This is a genomic window from Kitasatospora sp. NPDC001261, from assembly GCF_042896795.1.
Classification (GTDB): domain Bacteria; phylum Actinomycetota; class Actinomycetes; order Streptomycetales; family Streptomycetaceae; genus Kitasatospora.
Window position 1 is genome coordinate 323,079 of record NZ_JBIAXP010000001.1, and the last position, 15,819, is coordinate 338,897.

The following is a 15,819-nucleotide window of genomic DNA, read 5'->3' on the forward strand; positions in this document are numbered from 1 at the left end:
GAAGGACGTTCGGACGGGAGACCCCTCTCCCCCGCCCCGGAAGGAAACGCGTGACACCCGCGCACGGAGCCCCGTCCGACCACCCCGCACCGCGAGCCCGCCGGCCCGGGCGGGAACCCGTCACCGACGAGACGGTCGCCCGGCTCCGGGTCCAGGCCCGCACCGACCCCGCCTCGGGCCTGCCCGCGCTGGCCGAGGCACTGCGGGGCCGGGCCTACGGCCGGCCCGAGCCCCGGCCCGAGGACGCCGTCCCGCTCCTGGAGGAGTCCGCCCGCATCTACCGCGCCCTGGTCGCCGACGGCGGCACCGAGCACCTGGCCGACGCCGCCCGCGCGCTGTCCTCCCTCGCCCTGCAACTCTCCCTGGCGCACGCCGACGGCCCCGCCCTCGCCGCCCGGCGGGAGGCGGCCGACCTGGCCCGGCGCGCCGAAGCGGACCAGCCGGTGGAAGGCCTCGGCCAGGCCGCCGTCCTGCACGCCGACCTCGCCCACGGCCTCGCCGAGGCAGGACGGTTCGACGAGGCCGTGGACGCCGCCCGCACGGTGGCCGACCGCTCCCGGGCGGTGACCGAGCCCGGCGGGAGCGACCTGGCGTGGCGGCTGCTCGACCTCACCGTGCTGCTCCGCCTCGCGGACCGCACCGAGGAGGCCGTCGCCGTCGAACACGAGGCCCTCGCCCGGCTGCGCGAGGGCCGCACGGAACCGGCCCGCAGCCCCGTCCCGGTCCTGCGGACGGCCGGCGCCGCCCTGTGGTTCGCCGATCTGGGCCGCGCCGAACAGTCCCACCGGCTGCTCGCGGACGCCGCCCGCTCCTGCGAACTCCTGCCCGCCCGCGGCGACGCCGGCAACTTCGGCTTCAACGAGGGCCTGCGGAGCGCCCTGTTCGCCCGCTCCGGCGTACGGGACGAACAGGCCGCGGCCGACACCCCGGACCCGCTCGCGCTCGGCGTCGACCCGGGCCGACCCCTCCAACCGGTACTGGGCCTGAGCCTCCACCACTGGTCCTTCAGCCTGCGCGAGTCCTTCGAGGACGGCCTGGCCACCCTCGCGCGGGCCGTCGAAACCGTCACCGGCAGGCCCGAGCCCACCGACCACCTGCCCGACGAGGACGGCCCGTCCGAGCACCCCGACGACCCCCTCCCCCTGCCGGAGGACCGCGCCCTGCTCGCCACCCTCGGCACCCTCACCCGGCGGCTCGACCTCCGCCGGGCGGTCCGCGGAGACCACCCCACCTACTACGCCCACCTCACACTCCCCCGGCTACGGCGGAGCGTCCGGATCGAACGCCACCTCCACGCGACCGGCCCCACCGACGACACCCACCGCCTCGTCCGGGCACTCACCGACCTCGCCATGGCCCAACTCGTCCACGGCGCCCACGCCGAAGCGACCGCCACCCTCCACGAGGCCCACACCCTCGCCGTCCGGCCGGAGGACCCAGAAGGGCGCTAACCGCCGGCGGCGGCGAGCGTGTCGCCCACCCGGAGCAAGTGGGCGTACCGCCCGTCCCGGGCCAACAGTTCGGTGTGGGTGCCGCGTTCGACGATCCGTCCGCGGTCCAGGACGACGATCTCGTCGGCGGCCCGGATGGTCGACAGGCGGTGGGCGATGGTGATGGTCGTCCGGCCCGCGGACAAGGTGTCGAGGGCGTCCTGGACCGCGCGTTCGGTATGGGTGTCCAGGGCGCTCGTGGCCTCATCGAGGATGAGGACCGGCGGGTTCCGCAGCATCGCCCGGGCGATGGCCAGCCGCTGCTTCTCGCCGCCGGAGAAGCGGTAGCCGCGCTCTCCGACGATGGTGTCGTAGCCCTCGGGCAGGCTGACGATGAGGTCGTGGATCTGGGCGGCCTTGGCGGCCGCCACGATCTCCTCGTCCGAGGCTCCGACCTTGGCGAAGCGCAGGTTGTCGGTGATGGTCGTGTGGAAGAGGTGGGTGTCCTGGGAGACGACACAGACCTGGTCGGCGAGGTCGGAGAAGCCGAAGTCCCGGACGTCGACCCCGTCGATCGTGACGCTGCCGGCGGTGACGTCGTAGAGCCGGGGCACGAGGTAGCCGAGCGTGGTCTTCCCCGCGCCGGTCGCGCCGACCACGGCGAGCCGGCCGCCGGGCGGCAGGTCGACGTCGATGCCGTGGAGGATCCGCTCGTCGCCGTAGGAGAAGTCGACGCCCTGGAAGCGGATGTGGCCGCGGACGGACGCCGCCGTGACGGGTCGCGGCGGTTCGGCGACCTCGACCGGCAGGTCGAGGTACTCGAAGACCCGCTCGAACAGGGCGAAGGAGCTCTGCAGGTTGATGCCGACCTGCAGGAGTGAGACGGTCGGTCCGAACAGGCCCTGCTGGAGGGTCGTGAAGGCCACCAGGGTGCCGACGGACAGCGCGGGCCGCCCCTGGTCGCCGGTGAGGCCGGCGCTCCAGTAGATGGCGATCGGCATGATCGCCATGATCACCTGCACGACGGACTGCCGCCACCGCCCCGACAGGGCGGACCGGACGGTCAGGTCCGCGAGCGTCCGGGACTGTCCGGCGAACTCGTTGTTCAGCGTCGCGGTGCGCCCCATCACCCGGCCGAGGAGGAAGCCGTTGACCGACAGCGACTCCTCCACGAGGGTTGCCATCGTGGCCAGTTGCTGCTGCCGTTCGAGCACGAGCGCCCGGCGCTCCTGCCCGACCTTGCGGCTGATCCAGACGCACAGCGGGAGGATCAGCAGGGACACCACCGTCAGCCGCCAGTCCAGCAGCAGCATGGCGACCAGGCTGGCCACCAGGGTGGTCACATTGCCGACGACGCCGGTGACGATGTTGGTGACACTCGACCCCATGCCGCCGATGTCGTTGGCGATCCGGGACTGCACCTCGCCGTTGCGGGTGCGCGTGAAGAAGGCCAGCGACATCCGCTGGAGGTGGGTGTAGACGGCGTTGCGGAGGTCGTCCATCACGGACTGGCTGACCGTCAGTGACAGGTACGACTGCAGGACCCCGACCGCGGTGGAGAGCAGGACCAGGCCGAGCATCGCGGCCGCCAGGGCGGTGAGCAGGCCCGTCCTGCCCTGCGGCAGCGCCGTGTCGAGGATCTGCCGCAGGAGGAAGGGCGGCGCGAGGGCCACCAGGGAGGAGCCCAGGATCAGGGTGCAGACCAGCAGCATCCGGCCGCGGTAGGGCCGGAAGAGTCGGGCCACCCGCCGCAGCGACACGTCGGGGACGGGCGCCTCGGGGGTCTCGTTCGCGTCCAACGGGGGTGATCTCCTCGGTGCCGTCACAGGGCTCTTCCGGCGAGCCCGGGCTGTGGTGACGTGTCCCGTCCGGGGCCGGAGCCGGACGGGACGGACGTCGGACGTTCCGCCGCCCCCAGGGGGTGGCGGTCGGGGCCTGCGCTCGGCCCGTCGCTCAGGCCGGCTTTCAGACCCGCGTTCGGGCCTGCGTTCGGGCCTGCGCTCAGGCCAGCGCTCAGGCCAGCGCTCAGGCCAGCGCTCAGGCCAGCGTGAGGAAGCCTTCCCTCAGCAGGGTCCGGACCAGGACCAGGCGGCCGGGCAGGTCGAGGTTCCCGCGGACGTCGTCCGCGGTCAGACCGCCGCCGGCGTGCTCGGCGACGTACCGGACCTCGTCCGCCACGTGCGCGGGGAACTGGACGGTCTTGTTGTTGAAGTCCAGGCACACCTGGCCCTCGGCCACCGTCAGGTTCCACTGCGTCCCCGGACGGCGGGACACCCGGGTACCGGCGTCGACCTCGGCCGCCTGCTCCAGGTCCAGGAGGTGGTGGCGCAGCTGCGGGAGGCTGAGGGAGGCGGCGCGCTTGAGCGAGTTGTCGACCATGGCCTTGGCGGACAGCCGCTCGTGCAGCACGTCCACCAGTTCGGCGAAACGCTTCTCCGCCTGCTGTGGCAGCTCGTCGCCCGCGGCGAAGGCGAGCGGGAGCCCCTCGCGGAAGCGGACGTCGTCCTCGAAGACCTGGCGGACCGCATCGGCCATCATCTCGGACCAGATGACCGGGTGGACGCCGATCGTCACGTGGGCCGAAGCGGTCTCGTTGGAGGTGGCCGAGTGGATGGTGCCGCGCGGCAGGTAGAGGAGGTCGCCCGGGCGCAGCTCGAGTTCCTCCACCGGCCCGTCGGGCAGGGTCCCGGAGCGGTCGAAGGGCTGGGTGCGCAGCGGCAGCGGGTAAGGGGCCCCGTGCAGCTTCCAGCTCTTGGTTCCGTGCACCTGGGCGATGAAGACGTCGTGGGTGTCGTAGTGGGGTGTGAACCCCTGGTTGCCGGCGGGCGTGAGGTAGAGATTCGCCTGGAACCGGCAGTTCGTCTCGACGCCCAGCCGCGCGGTCAGCCGCGCCAGCGGCTCCCAGCGGCCTTCGAGGGCGTTGAGCACGATCGTCGAACCGTTGCGGTACCGCTCGTAGAGCGCCTCCAGGGAGTTCGCGATCCCGTTCCAGCCGAAGCTCACGCCCAGCGTGGAGACCGGCGTCTCCTTGCCGTCGATCACCAGCCGGATGCCCTCGAGGGTCGCCCTGGACGTGGACAGGATGCTGTCCACCTCGTCGAGGGTCGGCAGCTGCGTGTAGTGCGTCGGATCGTCCCGCCGGATGAACAGCGGTTTCTTCTCCCAGTAGTCCCGCAGGAATTCCTCGACGGGCACGGGGTGGATCAGATCGGAGAGATCAGAAAAAGGCTGCGCGCCGGGCGCAGCCTTTCCCTGATCCGCAAGAGTCGTCATCGGGCGAGTCACCTCACGGATTTTCGAACTACGGTCGGACCGGCCGGACCTGGATCAGTCGCGGTCGTCGTGCTCGCCCCACGGGTGCGAGTCCCACGTACCCATGTCGTTGTAGTCGTCGTCGTCGTTGGCGCCCCGGTCCGGGTCGTGCAGGGCGATGTTGGCGGCGATCGGACGAACGACGGTGATGTCCGCCGGGTTCAGCGATGTCGACATCGGTAACCCTCCTTCTGTTGGTAGGAATTACGTGCGGTGAACGTCCGGCGCGGGCGGTCCGGGATGCATGCACGCATGCCACGGAGATGCACGGGGTGATTCCCCCCGCACATGACCCGTCCTCTGGAGAAACGGTTCAGAGCCCGGATTCTCCGCCTGCCGACCGTTCGCTCGAAGTCTTTCGCAGCGGTGGTGGTGTGGCCAGGAGGTCTGTCCGGCAGACTCGGCGGCAGACTTCCACCGAAAGGTGCCGGTCCGCCGGTCTGCCGGTCCCCAAGTCCTGGCCGGGTCCCCGGGTCCGAAGCGGCGCCGGGGACCGGGGACCGGCGTCTGGAGCCCGGGGACAGGCGCCGGGTCAGACGTCCCTGCGGTCGATCACCACCGCCGCCACCGAGAGCAGGACGAGCGGGGTGATCACGAGGACGGCCCAGGCCCCCGGGGTGGAGGGGCCGTGACGCTCCACGTGACCGACGGTGAGGTGGCGGACCGCGCTGTCCATCAGGGACTGGTGGACGCGCAGGAGCCAGCCGCGGTCACCCTGCAGGAAGACCGGCGCCAGGAAGAGGAACCCGAAGCACGCGGTGACGGCGCCCGCACCGTGCCGGAGCAGGGCGGCCAGGGCCAGTCCGACCAGGGTGACCCCGGCGAGGTGCAGCGAGCTCGCGAGGATCGCGCGCAGGGCGCCCGGTGAACCGAGGGAAAGGCCGAAGTGCTTCTCCGCGAACATGGCCTGGCTGACGGTGAACGTCGTCAGGGAGGCGGCGAGGCCGACCCCCGCCGCGAGGGCGCCGACCGTCGCGGCCTTGGCCGCGAGTACGGCGCGGCGGGCCGGGGCGGCGGTGAAGGTCGTCCGGATCAGTCCGCTGGAGTACTCCCGGCCCATGGTGAGGGCACCGACCGCCGTCAGGGCGAGTTGGAGCAGGGCGAAGCCGCTGAAGGAGGCGGCCAGCGGGTCGAAGGCGGCGCGCTCGGCCGGCTCCCAGCCGTCCCACTTGCCCACCGTGGAGTTGTTGTACAGCAGTGCGCTCCCGATGGAGCCCAGCAGCCCGAGGGCGACGATCAGCCAGGTCGACCGGGCCCCGCTCAGCTTGATCCATTCGGCGGCGAGCAGGTCGACGGCGCGCTTCCAGCGGCTGTCACGGGTGGCGATCGGGCCTTCGGCGAGCGGGCCGGTGGCGGCGAGCGGGCCTGCGGCGGGCTCGCGGACCGCCGGACTGTCAGTGGTCATGGTCTCAGTTGTCCTGTTCTGCACCGGCGGCCGGGTGACTGGTGTGCTCGGCCTCGGCCGAGGCGAGGTCCATGAAGGCCTCCTCCAGGCTGGCCGAGCGCGGGGTGAGTTCGTGGATCGCGATCTGCCGGGCGAGGGCGAGGTCCCCGATCCGGGGGGCAGGCAGTCCGAGCACCTCGATCGCCCCGTCCGCGAGGACACGGGTGCGGGCGCCGGCCGCGGCGAGGGCCGCTTCGAGGTCCGCGCCCTGCGGCGTCCGGACGGTGACGGAACTCCCGCTGGAGCCCTGCCTGATGAAGTCCGCCATTCCGGTGTCGGCGATCAGGCGGCCCCGGCCGATGACGATCAGGTGGTCGGCGGTGTTCTCCATCTCGCTCATCACGTGACTGGAGACGAGAACGGTCCGCCCGTCGGCGGCGAGCCGGCGGAACAGCATCCTGATCCAACGGATGCCTTCGGGGTCCAGGCCGTTGACGGGCTCGTCGAAGATGAGCACGGGCGGGTCACCGAGCAGGGCGGCGGCGATGCCGAGGCGCTGCTTCATGCCCAGGGAGTAGCCGGCCGTCCGTTTGCGGGCGGCCGAGGCCAGCCCGACCTCTTCGAGGACCGCGTGCACCCGCGCGCGGCCGATGCCGTTGCTGCGGGCGAGCGCCGCCAGGTGGTGGTAGCCGCTCAGGGCCCCGGGGACGGCACCGGCGTCGAGCAGCGCACCGACCCGGTGGAGCGGGCGGCGCAGCTCCCGGTAGGGGCGGCCGTCGATGACCGCCGATCCGGCGGTGGGCGTGTCGAGGCCGAGGACCAGCCGCAGCGTGGTCGACTTTCCGGCTCCGTTCGGGCCCAGGAACCCGGTCACCCGGCCGGGTTTCACCTCGACCGAGAGTCCGTCGAGCGCGACGGAATTCCCGTAACGCTTCGTCAGGTTTGTTGTGGTTATCATTCGTTGCCCCGTTGCGGATCGTCACTTCCTGTACACGGAGCAGCCTGCCGGAACTTCACCGGCGGAACATCGAACCTGAGAAGGACTGTCGGCGGCCCCACGACGGCGAACGTGCCCGTTCACGGCCGCCACCGTGAGTTCGTAAGCTAGCTTTAGATCCGAACGAATGCTCGATCACTCGACGGGGGGCCGCCGGGGGTGCGGGGCCGACCTGGAGGAAGTCGGCCAGGTGTGACATGTATCGATCACGGGGGATTCTTGATGTCCAGTGAGACTGGGGCACTCATCCGGCATTGGCGCCTACGCGCCGGACTCACCCAGGAGGACCTGGCGACCCGGTCCGACCTGAGCATACGAACCATCAGGGACATCGAGACGGGCCGCAGTCGGCAGCCCTACCGCAGGTCGCTGGAGCAGCTCGCGGCAGCCCTGGGGCTGGACGCCACGACGGTCGTCGCCCTGACCCGCCGGCGACCGGGGCACGACCTGCCGCCGGACCTGCCCGGCCACCCCCGGCCCCAGACCCCGGTCCCGGCCCCGCAGGCTCCGTCGCACCCGACCGCCCTGCCGCACTTGGCCGCCGCGACCGGACCAGAGCCCGCGTACCCCGCGACCACCCTGCCGCGACCAGCTCAACTCCCCCCGGACATCGCTCACTTCACCGGCCGCCAGGAAGCGCTTCGACAGTGCGACGACGAACTCCTGCTGTCGCCACGGCAGCGGATGGGCCGGGGCAAGGTCGTCCAGCTGTTCGGCGCCGCGGGTGCCGGGAAGTCCGCGCTCGCGGTGCACTGGGCCCACCGGGTGGCCGACCGGTTCCCGGACGGCCAGCTCTACGTGGACCTGCACGGGCGCGACGCGAGCGAACCGCTGCGGCCCGCCACCGTCCTGCGGAGCTTCCTGCGCGCACTCGGCATCCAGCAGTCCGCCCTGCCCGAGTCCGGCGCCGAACTGGCGGCGCTGTACCGGTCGACCGTGGCCGGCAAGAGCCTCCTCATCCTCCTCGACAACGCCCGGTCCGCCGAACAGGTACGCCCCCTCCTGCCGAACTCGCCGTCCTGCGCGGTCGTGGTGACCGCCCGGGCCCACCTGACCGGACTCACGGTCAAGGACGGCGCCCGCCCGGTCGGACTCGGCCGGCTGCCCGACCACGACGCCGTCCGGCTGCTCACCTCGATCATCGGCGCCGCATCCGTCTCCGCCGCCCCGGAGGCCCTCGTCGAGCTCGTCGAACTCGCCGAGCGGTGCGCCGGACTCCCCCTCGCCGTCCGGATCATCGGGGAGCGGCTCGCGGGACACCCCGGAACCGTCCTGGCCCACCTGGCGGAAGCGGTCGAGACCGACCCGCTCGACCTCTTCGACAGCCCCGACGACCCCTCGGTCGGCATCCGGACCACCCTGTCCTGGTCGTACCTCCGCCTGCCCGAGCGCTCCGCCCGGCTGTTCCGCCTGCTGAGCCTCCACTGCGGACCGGATCTCAGCCTGCGCGCGGCCGCGGAGATGGCCGACGCCGGCCACACCGCGAAGGCCCTCCACCGGCTCCGGGCCGACCTGGCGGCCCTCGTCCACGAGCACCTGGTCGAATCACCCGAACCCGACCGGTACCGCTTCCCCGCCCTGGTCCGCCTCTACGCAGCCGAACGCGCCGCGGCGGAGGAGCCGGAACACGAGCGGGAGCAGTCCGTCCGGCGCCTGCTCGCCTGGTACGGACACACCTCCGCACTCGCCGCCCACCTGGTCGCGCCCTCGACCGCCCGCACGCCGCAGCCCCGGCCCGCGCCACCGGCGAGGGCACTCCCCTTCAGCCACGCGCAGGACGCCCGGGCCTGGCTCGCACGGGAGTCCGCGAACCTGCGGGACGCCGTCGGAGCGGCCAACCGGCAGCGGGCCTTCACCGCGGCCCAGGCCATCCGCCGATCGCTGAACACCTGGACCGGCTTCCCCTCCGACGCCGCGACGGACCCCGACCGAGCCACCCTGCTGCCCAGACTCGCCGCGGGAGCCTGAACCCCGGGCCGAACGCGGTCCGCCGAAACCACCGAACCGACCGGAATCCCCGTCCGCCCCCGGTACACCCCCCGTACCCTGTCCCGCAGCACTCGCACAGGCACCGTACGGACCTTCGGGGGAACCGGGGAAACCAGTGGAACTACGTCAGTTGCGCGTCTTCGAGGCCCTCGTCGCCCACCGCACCGTCACCGGCGCGGCCATGGCGCTCGGACTCGCCCCGGCCTCCGTCTCCGAACAGGTCCGCACCCTCGAACACAGCCTCGGCACCGACCTGTTCGACCGGGCCGGGCACGACCTGACCCTCACCCCGGCCGGGGAACGCCTCCTGCCCTGGTCCCGCCGACTCCTCGACCAGGCCGACCAGGCCCGCCGCGAAGTCGCCGTCACCCGGACCCGCCTGCGCCTCGGCGTGCTGGCCGCCGTCTCCGCCACCCACCTCCCGGCCGTCCTGGCCCGCCTCACCGACCACCGCCCCGACCTGGACATCTCCCTCCACACCGACACCACCCGGGACGTCCTGCTCGACGGCGTCGCCGCCGGAGCCCTGGAAGCGGCCCTCGTCCTAGACGCCCCCGGCCCGCTCGGCGCCCTCGGCTTCCCCCTGCCGCCCGCCCCGCTCGACCACCTCGACCTCCAGACCGTCCCCCTCACCCTGGTCGCCGCCCCCACCCACCCGCTCGCCCGCGCCACCGCCCTCACCCCCGAGCTCCTCCGCGGCCACCGCCTCCTCGTCGACACCCCCGCCTGCTCCTACCACCTCGCCGGCGAACGCCTCCTCGGCCACCACGTCCGACGCCTCCACACCGGCACCGTCCCCACCACCCGCGCCTGCGCCGAACAGGGCCTCGGCATCGCCCTCCTCCCCACCCACGCCGTCCACACCCACCTCACCGCCGGCACCCTCACCCGCCTCCCCCTCAACCCCCCGCCCCTCCACCTCCGCCTCCTCTGGCCCACCCACCACACCCCCTTCCCCACCTGACCGCCTGAGCCATCGGGGCCACCGAAACACCTCGCAGCAGCTTGCCGTCCCGGCGCGAGAAACCCCGAACCGGACGAGAACCGCCCCCTTCCGGATCATTCACCTCAGGACAGTGCTGCCCCTCCTGTCAGTGCGACATGCGAACCTCTTCCCAGCAGAGGAAGACAAGGGGCAGGCCGTGGGAAATCGCAAGAAGATGAAGACCAAGTCAGCGAGTGACACGGCACCGAAAGGTGTTGCGATCTACCACGACATGAAGGTCTACGAGAACTTCGAGCGAGCAGCAAATAGAATATTTGAGTGCGTGCAGTCGGCACAGAAGACCCGCCCCGGGGCCCCTCGCCACCTGTACCTCGATATCCAAGGGCATCGAAACAGTCAGGGCGGATTCGACCATGACGCCCTGGAGTTGATGCAGGAATTCATTATTGGATACCTCGGCAAATATCTCACCACGATCAATATGCCTCTGCTGCATGGCAGCAATACTGTTCCGCAGAGAAATGACCTCCCCGAGGCCCTGATGATTGGATATCCCGACGACGGCAGCGATTACGGGTACGAGGTTTCCGACCTGTCCCCGAAGCCGCGCGAGAAATTTCCAATCGACCGAAAGTCTCCACCATCCGTGCGAGCAATCGCCGACTACCTGGGTATCGACGATCCGGCATGTCTCGTCTGCTGGCGCACCCCGGTGGAGCGTGCACATGTCGTACCGACATCCCTCGGCGGCTCGATGGACGTACGAAACTTCGCCCTGCTCTGCAAGGGGCACCACTCGGAAGCTCCGGACGTGGCCGATGCGGAGAGCTTCTGGGCATGGGTGGACTACGCCGAACTGCGCGACAGTCCAGACAAATGGCTCGACGCCTCCGATGACCAGAAGGAGTGGCTGGCCCGGAACGGTGTCAAAATTGGCATCGGACAGCGCGAGCCCATGTCGTTCTTCTCTGCCGTAAAGGGCGAGCTCAAGTCACTCTACGGGTGGAGCGAGTCAGATTTCCTGAACATTGACTGGCAACACCTCATGGACGAGTTTCACCAGGTTATGGAATCGGCCACCGGGAGGCACTTCTCCATCGAGAAGAAGGCGTCGACCTATGCATGGGCTTACCATATCGCGCGACAAAGGTGCACCGACCGAGACGGGCGAGCTCTTCCGATCCCGCGCCTCGGCAAGGAACTGCAAAGGCATGCCCACAAAGCCCCGACCATCGCGAAAAGCTGAGCAGGCCCTGCCCGAGAAGGGCAGGGCCTGCAACAGAACGGTGCGCGCCAGGTCAGGCCTTGGGGCCCGCCGACTGGACGACCTCGAAGGACCAGAGGGTGGAGCCGGAGGCGGCGGGGCGCTTGGGGGCCTCGCCGGCGGGGCCGTTCTGGTGGGCGGCCTTCATGGGGCCCTCCATCCAGGCCTTGAAGTCCTCCTCGCTGCGCCAGCGGGTGTAGACGAGGTACTGGTCGGTGCCCTCGACGGGGCGGAGGAGCTCGAACCACTCGAAGCCGTCCGAGTTCTCCACCGCGCCGGCCCGGGAGGCGAAGCGCTGCTCCAGCACCTCGCGCTGCTCGGTCGGCACCGTCAGGACGTTGATCTTGACGACGGACATGGCGCACTCCTTCTGCTCCGGTGACTGCTTACGGGGAGCAGTCTGCTACACCTCACGGCCGGACCGTTCGGAGGCACCGGCGGTCACGGCGGGTAGTGGGGCGTCGACGTGCAGGGACCGGGCCCGGGTGGAAGCCTGGAGGTAGAGCCCAGAACCCGAGGGACAGGGGAACGGTCATGGGTATCGGCGACAAGTTCCGGGACAAGGCCCAGCAGGCCGAGGAAGAGGCCAAGCAGCGCATCGGAAGCGGGCAACCGCAACAGGACGAGGCCCAGCAGAAGGCCTCGCAGGCCCAGCAGCAGGGTCAGCAGAACCTGGACGACGTGCAGGACGACATCGAGGGCCAGCGGTAGCGGCGGCTGTCGAGCGGGGACGGCCGGGGCGAGTCCTCGGCCGCCCCCGTCCCCGTCGGCATCGGGCTCAGGCGATCCACGGCGGGAGGACGCGCTGGTCGTCGCGCGGGGCGAGGGCGCAGGCGTCGGGCGGGGTGACGGCGTCGGGGTTGTAGGCGTGGGCGGGGGACGGGGAGGCGACGACGGCGGTGAAGCCGGTGTCGGTGGCGATCTGCCGGAGGGTGTCGGCGGGGAGGGCGGCGGTGTCTCCGGCGGCGAGGGTGAAGGTCTCCCCCGCCAGGTCGATCCGGGCGGTGCCGGTGAGGAGTGTCCAGACCTGCTCGGTGTCCATGGCGTGCAGCGGGCCCCGGGCGCCGGCGGTCATGTCGACGTGCCAGACGGCGAGGGAGGTGGCGCCCTGGGTGGGCGAGGCGTAGGTGGTCATGACGGCGTTCGGGGTCTCGGTGCGGCGGGCGTCGGTCCGGCGGATGACGGGCATGGCGAGGGAACCCCCTAAGATGGACAATGAAGTTGTCTATATGGTCAATGAGGTTGTCTATCGTGTCAAGTGAACCGTCCCCGCCCGGCTTTGAGCTGCCGCTGCGCCTACTGCTCGCCTTCCGGACGATCATCGACGAGCTGCACGAGCGCATCGCCCGCGAAGGCCACCCCGACCTGCGCCCGATGCACGGCTTCGTCTTCCAGGCGATCGGCCCGCACGGCACCACCGCCACCGAGCTCGGCCGCCGCCTCGGCGTCACCAAGCAGGCCGCGGGCAAGACCATCGACGGCCTGGAGCAGCTCGGCTACGTCGAGCGGGCCGCCGACCCGGCCGACACCCGGCGCAAGCTGGTCCGGCTCACCGCACGCGGGGTGGACTGCCTGCTCCGCTCGGCCCGGATCTTCGACGAGCTGCGCGAGGAATGGTCGGCGGCCCTGGGCGAGGAGCAGCTGCGCCAACTGGAGGACGGCCTGCGCCTGCTCGCCCCCGGCGACCCGTTCCGCCTCGACACCCCGCGCTGGTTCGGGGCACCGTAACCCCGTTACCGGTCTCAGGAGTTGGGCAGACCGCCGGTCGCCAGGGTCTGGTTCTTGTACGCCTTCACGCCGGTGATCTCGGCGCCGAACCACTCCGGCGCCGAGAATGCCGCCGCCTCGGCCTCCGAGCCGAACTCGACCTCGACGGTGCGCAGTCCGGCCAACTCCCCCTGGTAGACGTCCGCGTAGACCGTGACGCCGGACGCGTCGAAGGTGTAGCGCTCCTTGACCAGCCGCGCGCCCTCGGTGGCCGGCCAGAGTTCGGTGAACTCCTGTTCCCCCAGCTCGCGTTCCACCTCGATCCGCACCGGGGAACCGGCACCGGACGCCTTGCGCTTGACGCCGAGGACGCAGCTGCCGCCGATCCGCCGCAGCCGCACCTCCGTCCCGTCGTCCTTGATCGCGATGTACCCCTGCTCGATGTGCTGCCGCACCGCCGTCTCCGGCGGCTCGAAGGCCTCCAGCAGGAACTTGCGCTCGATCTCGAGCGGCACGCCGCACCACCCTTCCCGGTCACGCCCCACGGGCCGACGGACGAACGGACGGTCAGAACGACCGCCCCTCCCCACGGTACGGCCCCTGCGGCCCCGACGGGTCCGGACGGTCGCGCCGGTCCGCGCAGAGCGAGGAGCTGAGCCGGTTCAGGACCCCGGCGAGCTCGGCGTACCGCTGTTCGTCCCAGTCCCCCAGCAGTTCGGCGAGCTGGGTGCGCCGGGCGGCGACCAGCCGCAGCGCCGCCTCCTCCCCCGGTTCGGTGAGCCGCAGCGGCAGCCCGCCGGCCCTCGCCGCCAGCCCCCGGCCCTCCACCTCCCGGACGGCCTCCTCGATCACCGAGACCGGGACGATCCGCCGCTCGGCCAGTTCGGCCGGCTCGACCGAGCCGTGCTGGTGCATCTGGAGGAGCAGCCAGCTGGAGGCGGGCCGCAGGTCCAGCCCGGCGGTCTCGGTGATCCGCCGGAAGAGGTCGCGCCGGGCCTCGCGGCTGTTCAGCACCGAGAGGGCGCGGGCGATCTCGTCCAGCGAGGTGCGCTCGACCGGGTTGAACCCGATGGACTCGCTGAGGTCCGGAGCGGTGACGGTGGAGCGCAGCTTCTGTTCGCGCAGGAACAGCGACAGCACGAAGGCGACCACCGCGACCGGCACCGCGTACAGGAACACCCGGGTGATCGACTCGGCGTACGCGTGGTAGACGCCCGGCTGGACGGCGGCCGGCAGCCGGGGGATGACCCGCGGGTCGGAGGTGATGACCTCCGGCCGGAAGCCGGGCGGCAGCGGCACCCCCGCCAGGGCGTCGGCGAGCCGGCTGCGCAGTCCGCTCGCGAAGACCGTCCCGAAGATGGAGACGCCGAAGGAGGCCCCGATGGAGCGGAAGAAGGTGGCGCCCGCGGTGGCCACGCCGAGGTCCTCGTAGCCGACCGAGTTCTGCACGATCAGCACCAGCACCTGCATGACCAGTCCCAGCCCGAGGCCGAAGACCAGGAAGTAGAAGCTCATCTCGGCGGTGCTGCTGTGCTCGTCCAGCCGGGAGAGCAGCAGCAGCCCGACCGTCGTCACGGCCGTCCCGGCGATCGGGAAGATCCGGTAGTGGCCGGTGCGGGCGACGATCTGGCCGGAGCCGATCGAGGTGAGCAGCATGCCGAGCACCATCGGCAGCATGTGGATGCCGGACATGGTGGGCGAGACCTGCTGGACCACCTGGAGGAAGGTCGGCAGGTAGGTCAGCGCGCCGAACATCGCGAAGCCGACCACGAAGGAGATCACCGCGACCAGGCTGAACGTCCGCGAGCGGAACAGCCGCAGCGGCAGCACCGGCTCCACGGCCGTCCGCTCGACCTGGACGAAGGCGAGCAGCAGCACCAGCCCGAGCACGCCGAGGCCGACGACCTGCCAGGACGTCCAGGCCCAGGTGGTCCCGCCGAGCGAGGTCATCAGCACCAGGCAGGTGGCGACGGCGGCAATCAGGACGGTGCCCAGGTAGTCGATCCGGTGCTCGCGCCGGACCTCCAGCCCGTGCAGCACCGCCGCGATCACCACCAGGGCGACGATGCCGATCGGCAGGTTGATGTAGAACACCCAGCGCCAGCTGAGGTGGTCGACGAACACCCCGCCGAGCAGCGGGCCGAGCACGCTGGTGACGCCGAAGACGGCGCCGAAGAGGCCCTGGTAGCGGCCGCGGTCCCGGGGCGCGACGAGGTCGCCGACGATCGCCTGGGAGAGCACCATCAGCCCGCCGCCGCCCAGGCCCTGGAGGGCGCGGAAGGCGATCAGCTCGCCCATGTTCTGGGCGATCCCGCACAGCACCGAGCCGAGCAGGAAGATCACGATGGAGGCCTGGAAGAAGCGCTTCCGGCCGTACATGTCGCCGAGCTTGCCCCACAGCGGGGTCGCGGCGGTGGAGGCCAGCAGGTAGGCGGTGACCACCCAGGAGAGGTGGTCGAGGCCGCCGAGGTCGCTGACGATGGTCGGCAGCGCGGTGGAGACGATGGTCTGGTCGAGGGCCGCGAGCAGCATCGCCAGCAGCAGGGCGCCGATCGGCACCCAGAGGTTGGGGACGGTGACCGCCGGCGGGCCGGGCTCGCCCGCCGGGCTCCGGCCGGACGCGGTGCGCGGCTCCGTCATCGGGTCCCCGCGGGCGTCACGGCGTCCGCGCGGGGCATCACGGCGTCTCCCCGGGCATCACGGCGTCTCCGTGGGCATGGCGTCTCCATGGGGTCCCGGGCCCGTCGGCCGGGCCGTGCGGATGATCACTCCCAGCTCACCGCGCTGGTC

General features: G+C 71.5%; 15 protein-coding genes. 6 read left to right on the forward strand and 9 right to left on the reverse strand.

What is annotated here, in order from left to right; all coding sequences use genetic code 11:
• Positions 1 to 50: 50 nt before the first annotated feature.
• Complete coding sequence (locus tag ACFY4B_RS01450; protein WP_387966187.1) at positions 51 to 1,451, forward strand: hypothetical protein; 1,401 nt, start codon at positions 51 to 53, stop codon at positions 1,449 to 1,451.
• Here the strand turns inward: ACFY4B_RS01450 and ACFY4B_RS01455 are convergent.
• The 5 genes from ACFY4B_RS01455 to ACFY4B_RS01475 form a co-directional block, all read right to left on the reverse strand.
• Positions 1,448 to 3,229, reverse strand: a complete 1,782-nt coding sequence (locus ACFY4B_RS01455; protein ID WP_375874078.1) for an ABC transporter ATP-binding protein — start codon at positions 3,227 to 3,229, stop codon at positions 1,448 to 1,450. The two genes, ACFY4B_RS01450 and ACFY4B_RS01455, sit on opposite strands and share 4 nt — an antisense overlap.
• Before the next feature lie 238 nt (positions 3,230 to 3,467).
• The gene (locus ACFY4B_RS01460; RefSeq protein WP_181970555.1) at positions 3,468 to 4,625 is read right to left on the reverse strand and encodes a cupin domain-containing protein; all 1,158 of its coding nucleotides are present in this window, start codon (positions 4,623 to 4,625) and stop codon (positions 3,468 to 3,470) included.
• A gap of 132 nt (positions 4,626 to 4,757) precedes the next feature.
• Positions 4,758 to 4,919 carry a hypothetical protein gene (locus ACFY4B_RS01465; RefSeq protein WP_181970556.1) on the reverse strand — a complete coding sequence of 54 codons (162 nt, stop codon included), beginning with the start codon at positions 4,917 to 4,919 and terminating at the stop codon, positions 4,758 to 4,760.
• Positions 4,920 to 5,274: 355 nt separating this feature from the next.
• A complete protein-coding gene (locus tag ACFY4B_RS01470; RefSeq protein ID WP_380738868.1) occupies positions 5,275 to 6,147 on the reverse strand; it encodes an ABC transporter permease in 873 nt (290 codons plus the stop codon).
• Positions 6,148 to 6,151: 4 nt separating this feature from the next.
• The gene (locus ACFY4B_RS01475; RefSeq protein ID WP_117487520.1) at positions 6,152 to 7,084 is read right to left on the reverse strand and encodes an ABC transporter ATP-binding protein; all 933 of its coding nucleotides are present in this window, start codon (positions 7,082 to 7,084) and stop codon (positions 6,152 to 6,154) included.
• 261 nt (positions 7,085 to 7,345) lie between these two features.
• Between ACFY4B_RS01475 and ACFY4B_RS01480 the strand changes: the two genes are divergently transcribed.
• The 3 genes from ACFY4B_RS01480 (at position 7,346) to ACFY4B_RS01490 (ending at position 11,304) form a co-directional block, all read left to right on the forward strand.
• Entirely contained in the window at positions 7,346 to 9,091 is a 1,746-nt protein-coding gene (locus tag ACFY4B_RS01480; RefSeq protein WP_387966188.1) for a helix-turn-helix domain-containing protein, read from the forward strand.
• 136 nt (positions 9,092 to 9,227) lie between these two features.
• On the forward strand, positions 9,228 to 10,076 hold the full coding sequence (locus tag ACFY4B_RS01485) for a LysR family transcriptional regulator (RefSeq protein WP_387966189.1): 849 nt from the start codon (positions 9,228 to 9,230) through the stop codon (positions 10,074 to 10,076).
• Positions 10,077 to 10,254: 178 nt separating this feature from the next.
• Positions 10,255 to 11,304, forward strand: coding sequence for an HNH endonuclease (locus tag ACFY4B_RS01490; protein WP_387966190.1), 1,050 nt, complete (start codon positions 10,255 to 10,257; stop codon positions 11,302 to 11,304).
• Positions 11,305 to 11,356: 52 nt separating this feature from the next.
• Here the strand turns inward: ACFY4B_RS01490 and ACFY4B_RS01495 are convergent, their stop codons facing one another.
• Positions 11,357 to 11,680 (reverse strand): antibiotic biosynthesis monooxygenase, encoded by a 324-nt coding sequence (locus ACFY4B_RS01495; RefSeq protein ID WP_049650519.1) that lies wholly within the window; start codon positions 11,678 to 11,680, stop codon positions 11,357 to 11,359.
• A 176-nt stretch (positions 11,681 to 11,856) separates the two neighbouring features.
• On the opposite strand from ACFY4B_RS01495, the gene ACFY4B_RS01500 reads away from it, so the two are divergent.
• On the forward strand, positions 11,857 to 12,033 hold the full coding sequence (locus ACFY4B_RS01500) for a hypothetical protein (RefSeq protein ID WP_199823059.1): 177 nt from the start codon (positions 11,857 to 11,859) through the stop codon (positions 12,031 to 12,033).
• Between the two features lie 67 nt (positions 12,034 to 12,100).
• Here the strand turns inward: ACFY4B_RS01500 and ACFY4B_RS01505 are convergent, their stop codons facing one another.
• Positions 12,101 to 12,511, reverse strand: coding sequence for a cupin domain-containing protein (locus tag ACFY4B_RS01505; RefSeq protein WP_049650520.1), 411 nt, complete (start codon positions 12,509 to 12,511; stop codon positions 12,101 to 12,103).
• Positions 12,512 to 12,558: 47 nt separating this feature from the next.
• Between ACFY4B_RS01505 and ACFY4B_RS01510 the strand changes: the two genes are divergently transcribed.
• The gene (locus tag ACFY4B_RS01510) at positions 12,559 to 13,050 is read left to right on the forward strand and encodes a MarR family winged helix-turn-helix transcriptional regulator (protein WP_107086393.1); all 492 of its coding nucleotides are present in this window, start codon (positions 12,559 to 12,561) and stop codon (positions 13,048 to 13,050) included.
• Positions 13,051 to 13,064: 14 nt separating this feature from the next.
• On the opposite strand, the gene ACFY4B_RS01515 is transcribed toward ACFY4B_RS01510, so the two are convergent.
• Both ACFY4B_RS01515 and ACFY4B_RS01520 read right to left on the reverse strand, forming a co-directional pair.
• Complete coding sequence (locus tag ACFY4B_RS01515; RefSeq protein ID WP_049650521.1) at positions 13,065 to 13,544, reverse strand: CYTH domain-containing protein; 480 nt, start codon at positions 13,542 to 13,544, stop codon at positions 13,065 to 13,067.
• Between the two features lie 52 nt (positions 13,545 to 13,596).
• A complete protein-coding gene (locus ACFY4B_RS01520) occupies positions 13,597 to 15,669 on the reverse strand; it encodes an MFS transporter (protein ID WP_387966191.1) in 2,073 nt (690 codons plus the stop codon).
• Between the last annotated feature and the right edge of the window lie 150 nt (positions 15,670 to 15,819).

Excerpts from the sequence above, each read along its gene's own strand:
- ACFY4B_RS01465 (WP_181970556.1), bottom strand. The coding sequence starts at position 4,919 with ATGTCGACATCGCTGAACCCGGCGGACATCACCGTCGTTCGTCCGATC.
- ACFY4B_RS01470 (WP_380738868.1), bottom strand. The coding sequence starts at position 6,147 with ATGACCACTGACAGTCCGGCGGTCCGCGAGCCCGCCGCAGGCCCGCTC.
- ACFY4B_RS01475 (WP_117487520.1), bottom strand. The coding sequence starts at position 7,084 with ATGATAACCACAACAAACCTGACGAAGCGTTACGGGAATTCCGTCGCG.
- ACFY4B_RS01480 (WP_387966188.1), top strand. The coding sequence starts at position 7,346 with ATGTCCAGTGAGACTGGGGCACTCATCCGGCATTGGCGCCTACGCGCC.
- ACFY4B_RS01495 (WP_049650519.1), bottom strand. The coding sequence starts at position 11,680 with ATGTCCGTCGTCAAGATCAACGTCCTGACGGTGCCGACCGAGCAGCGC.
- ACFY4B_RS01500 (WP_199823059.1), top strand. The coding sequence starts at position 11,857 with ATGGGTATCGGCGACAAGTTCCGGGACAAGGCCCAGCAGGCCGAGGAA.
- ACFY4B_RS01505 (WP_049650520.1), bottom strand. The coding sequence starts at position 12,511 with ATGCCCGTCATCCGCCGGACCGACGCCCGCCGCACCGAGACCCCGAAC.
- ACFY4B_RS01510 (WP_107086393.1), top strand. The coding sequence starts at position 12,559 with ATGAGGTTGTCTATCGTGTCAAGTGAACCGTCCCCGCCCGGCTTTGAG.
- ACFY4B_RS01520 (WP_387966191.1), bottom strand. The coding sequence starts at position 15,669 with ATGACGGAGCCGCGCACCGCGTCCGGCCGGAGCCCGGCGGGCGAGCCC.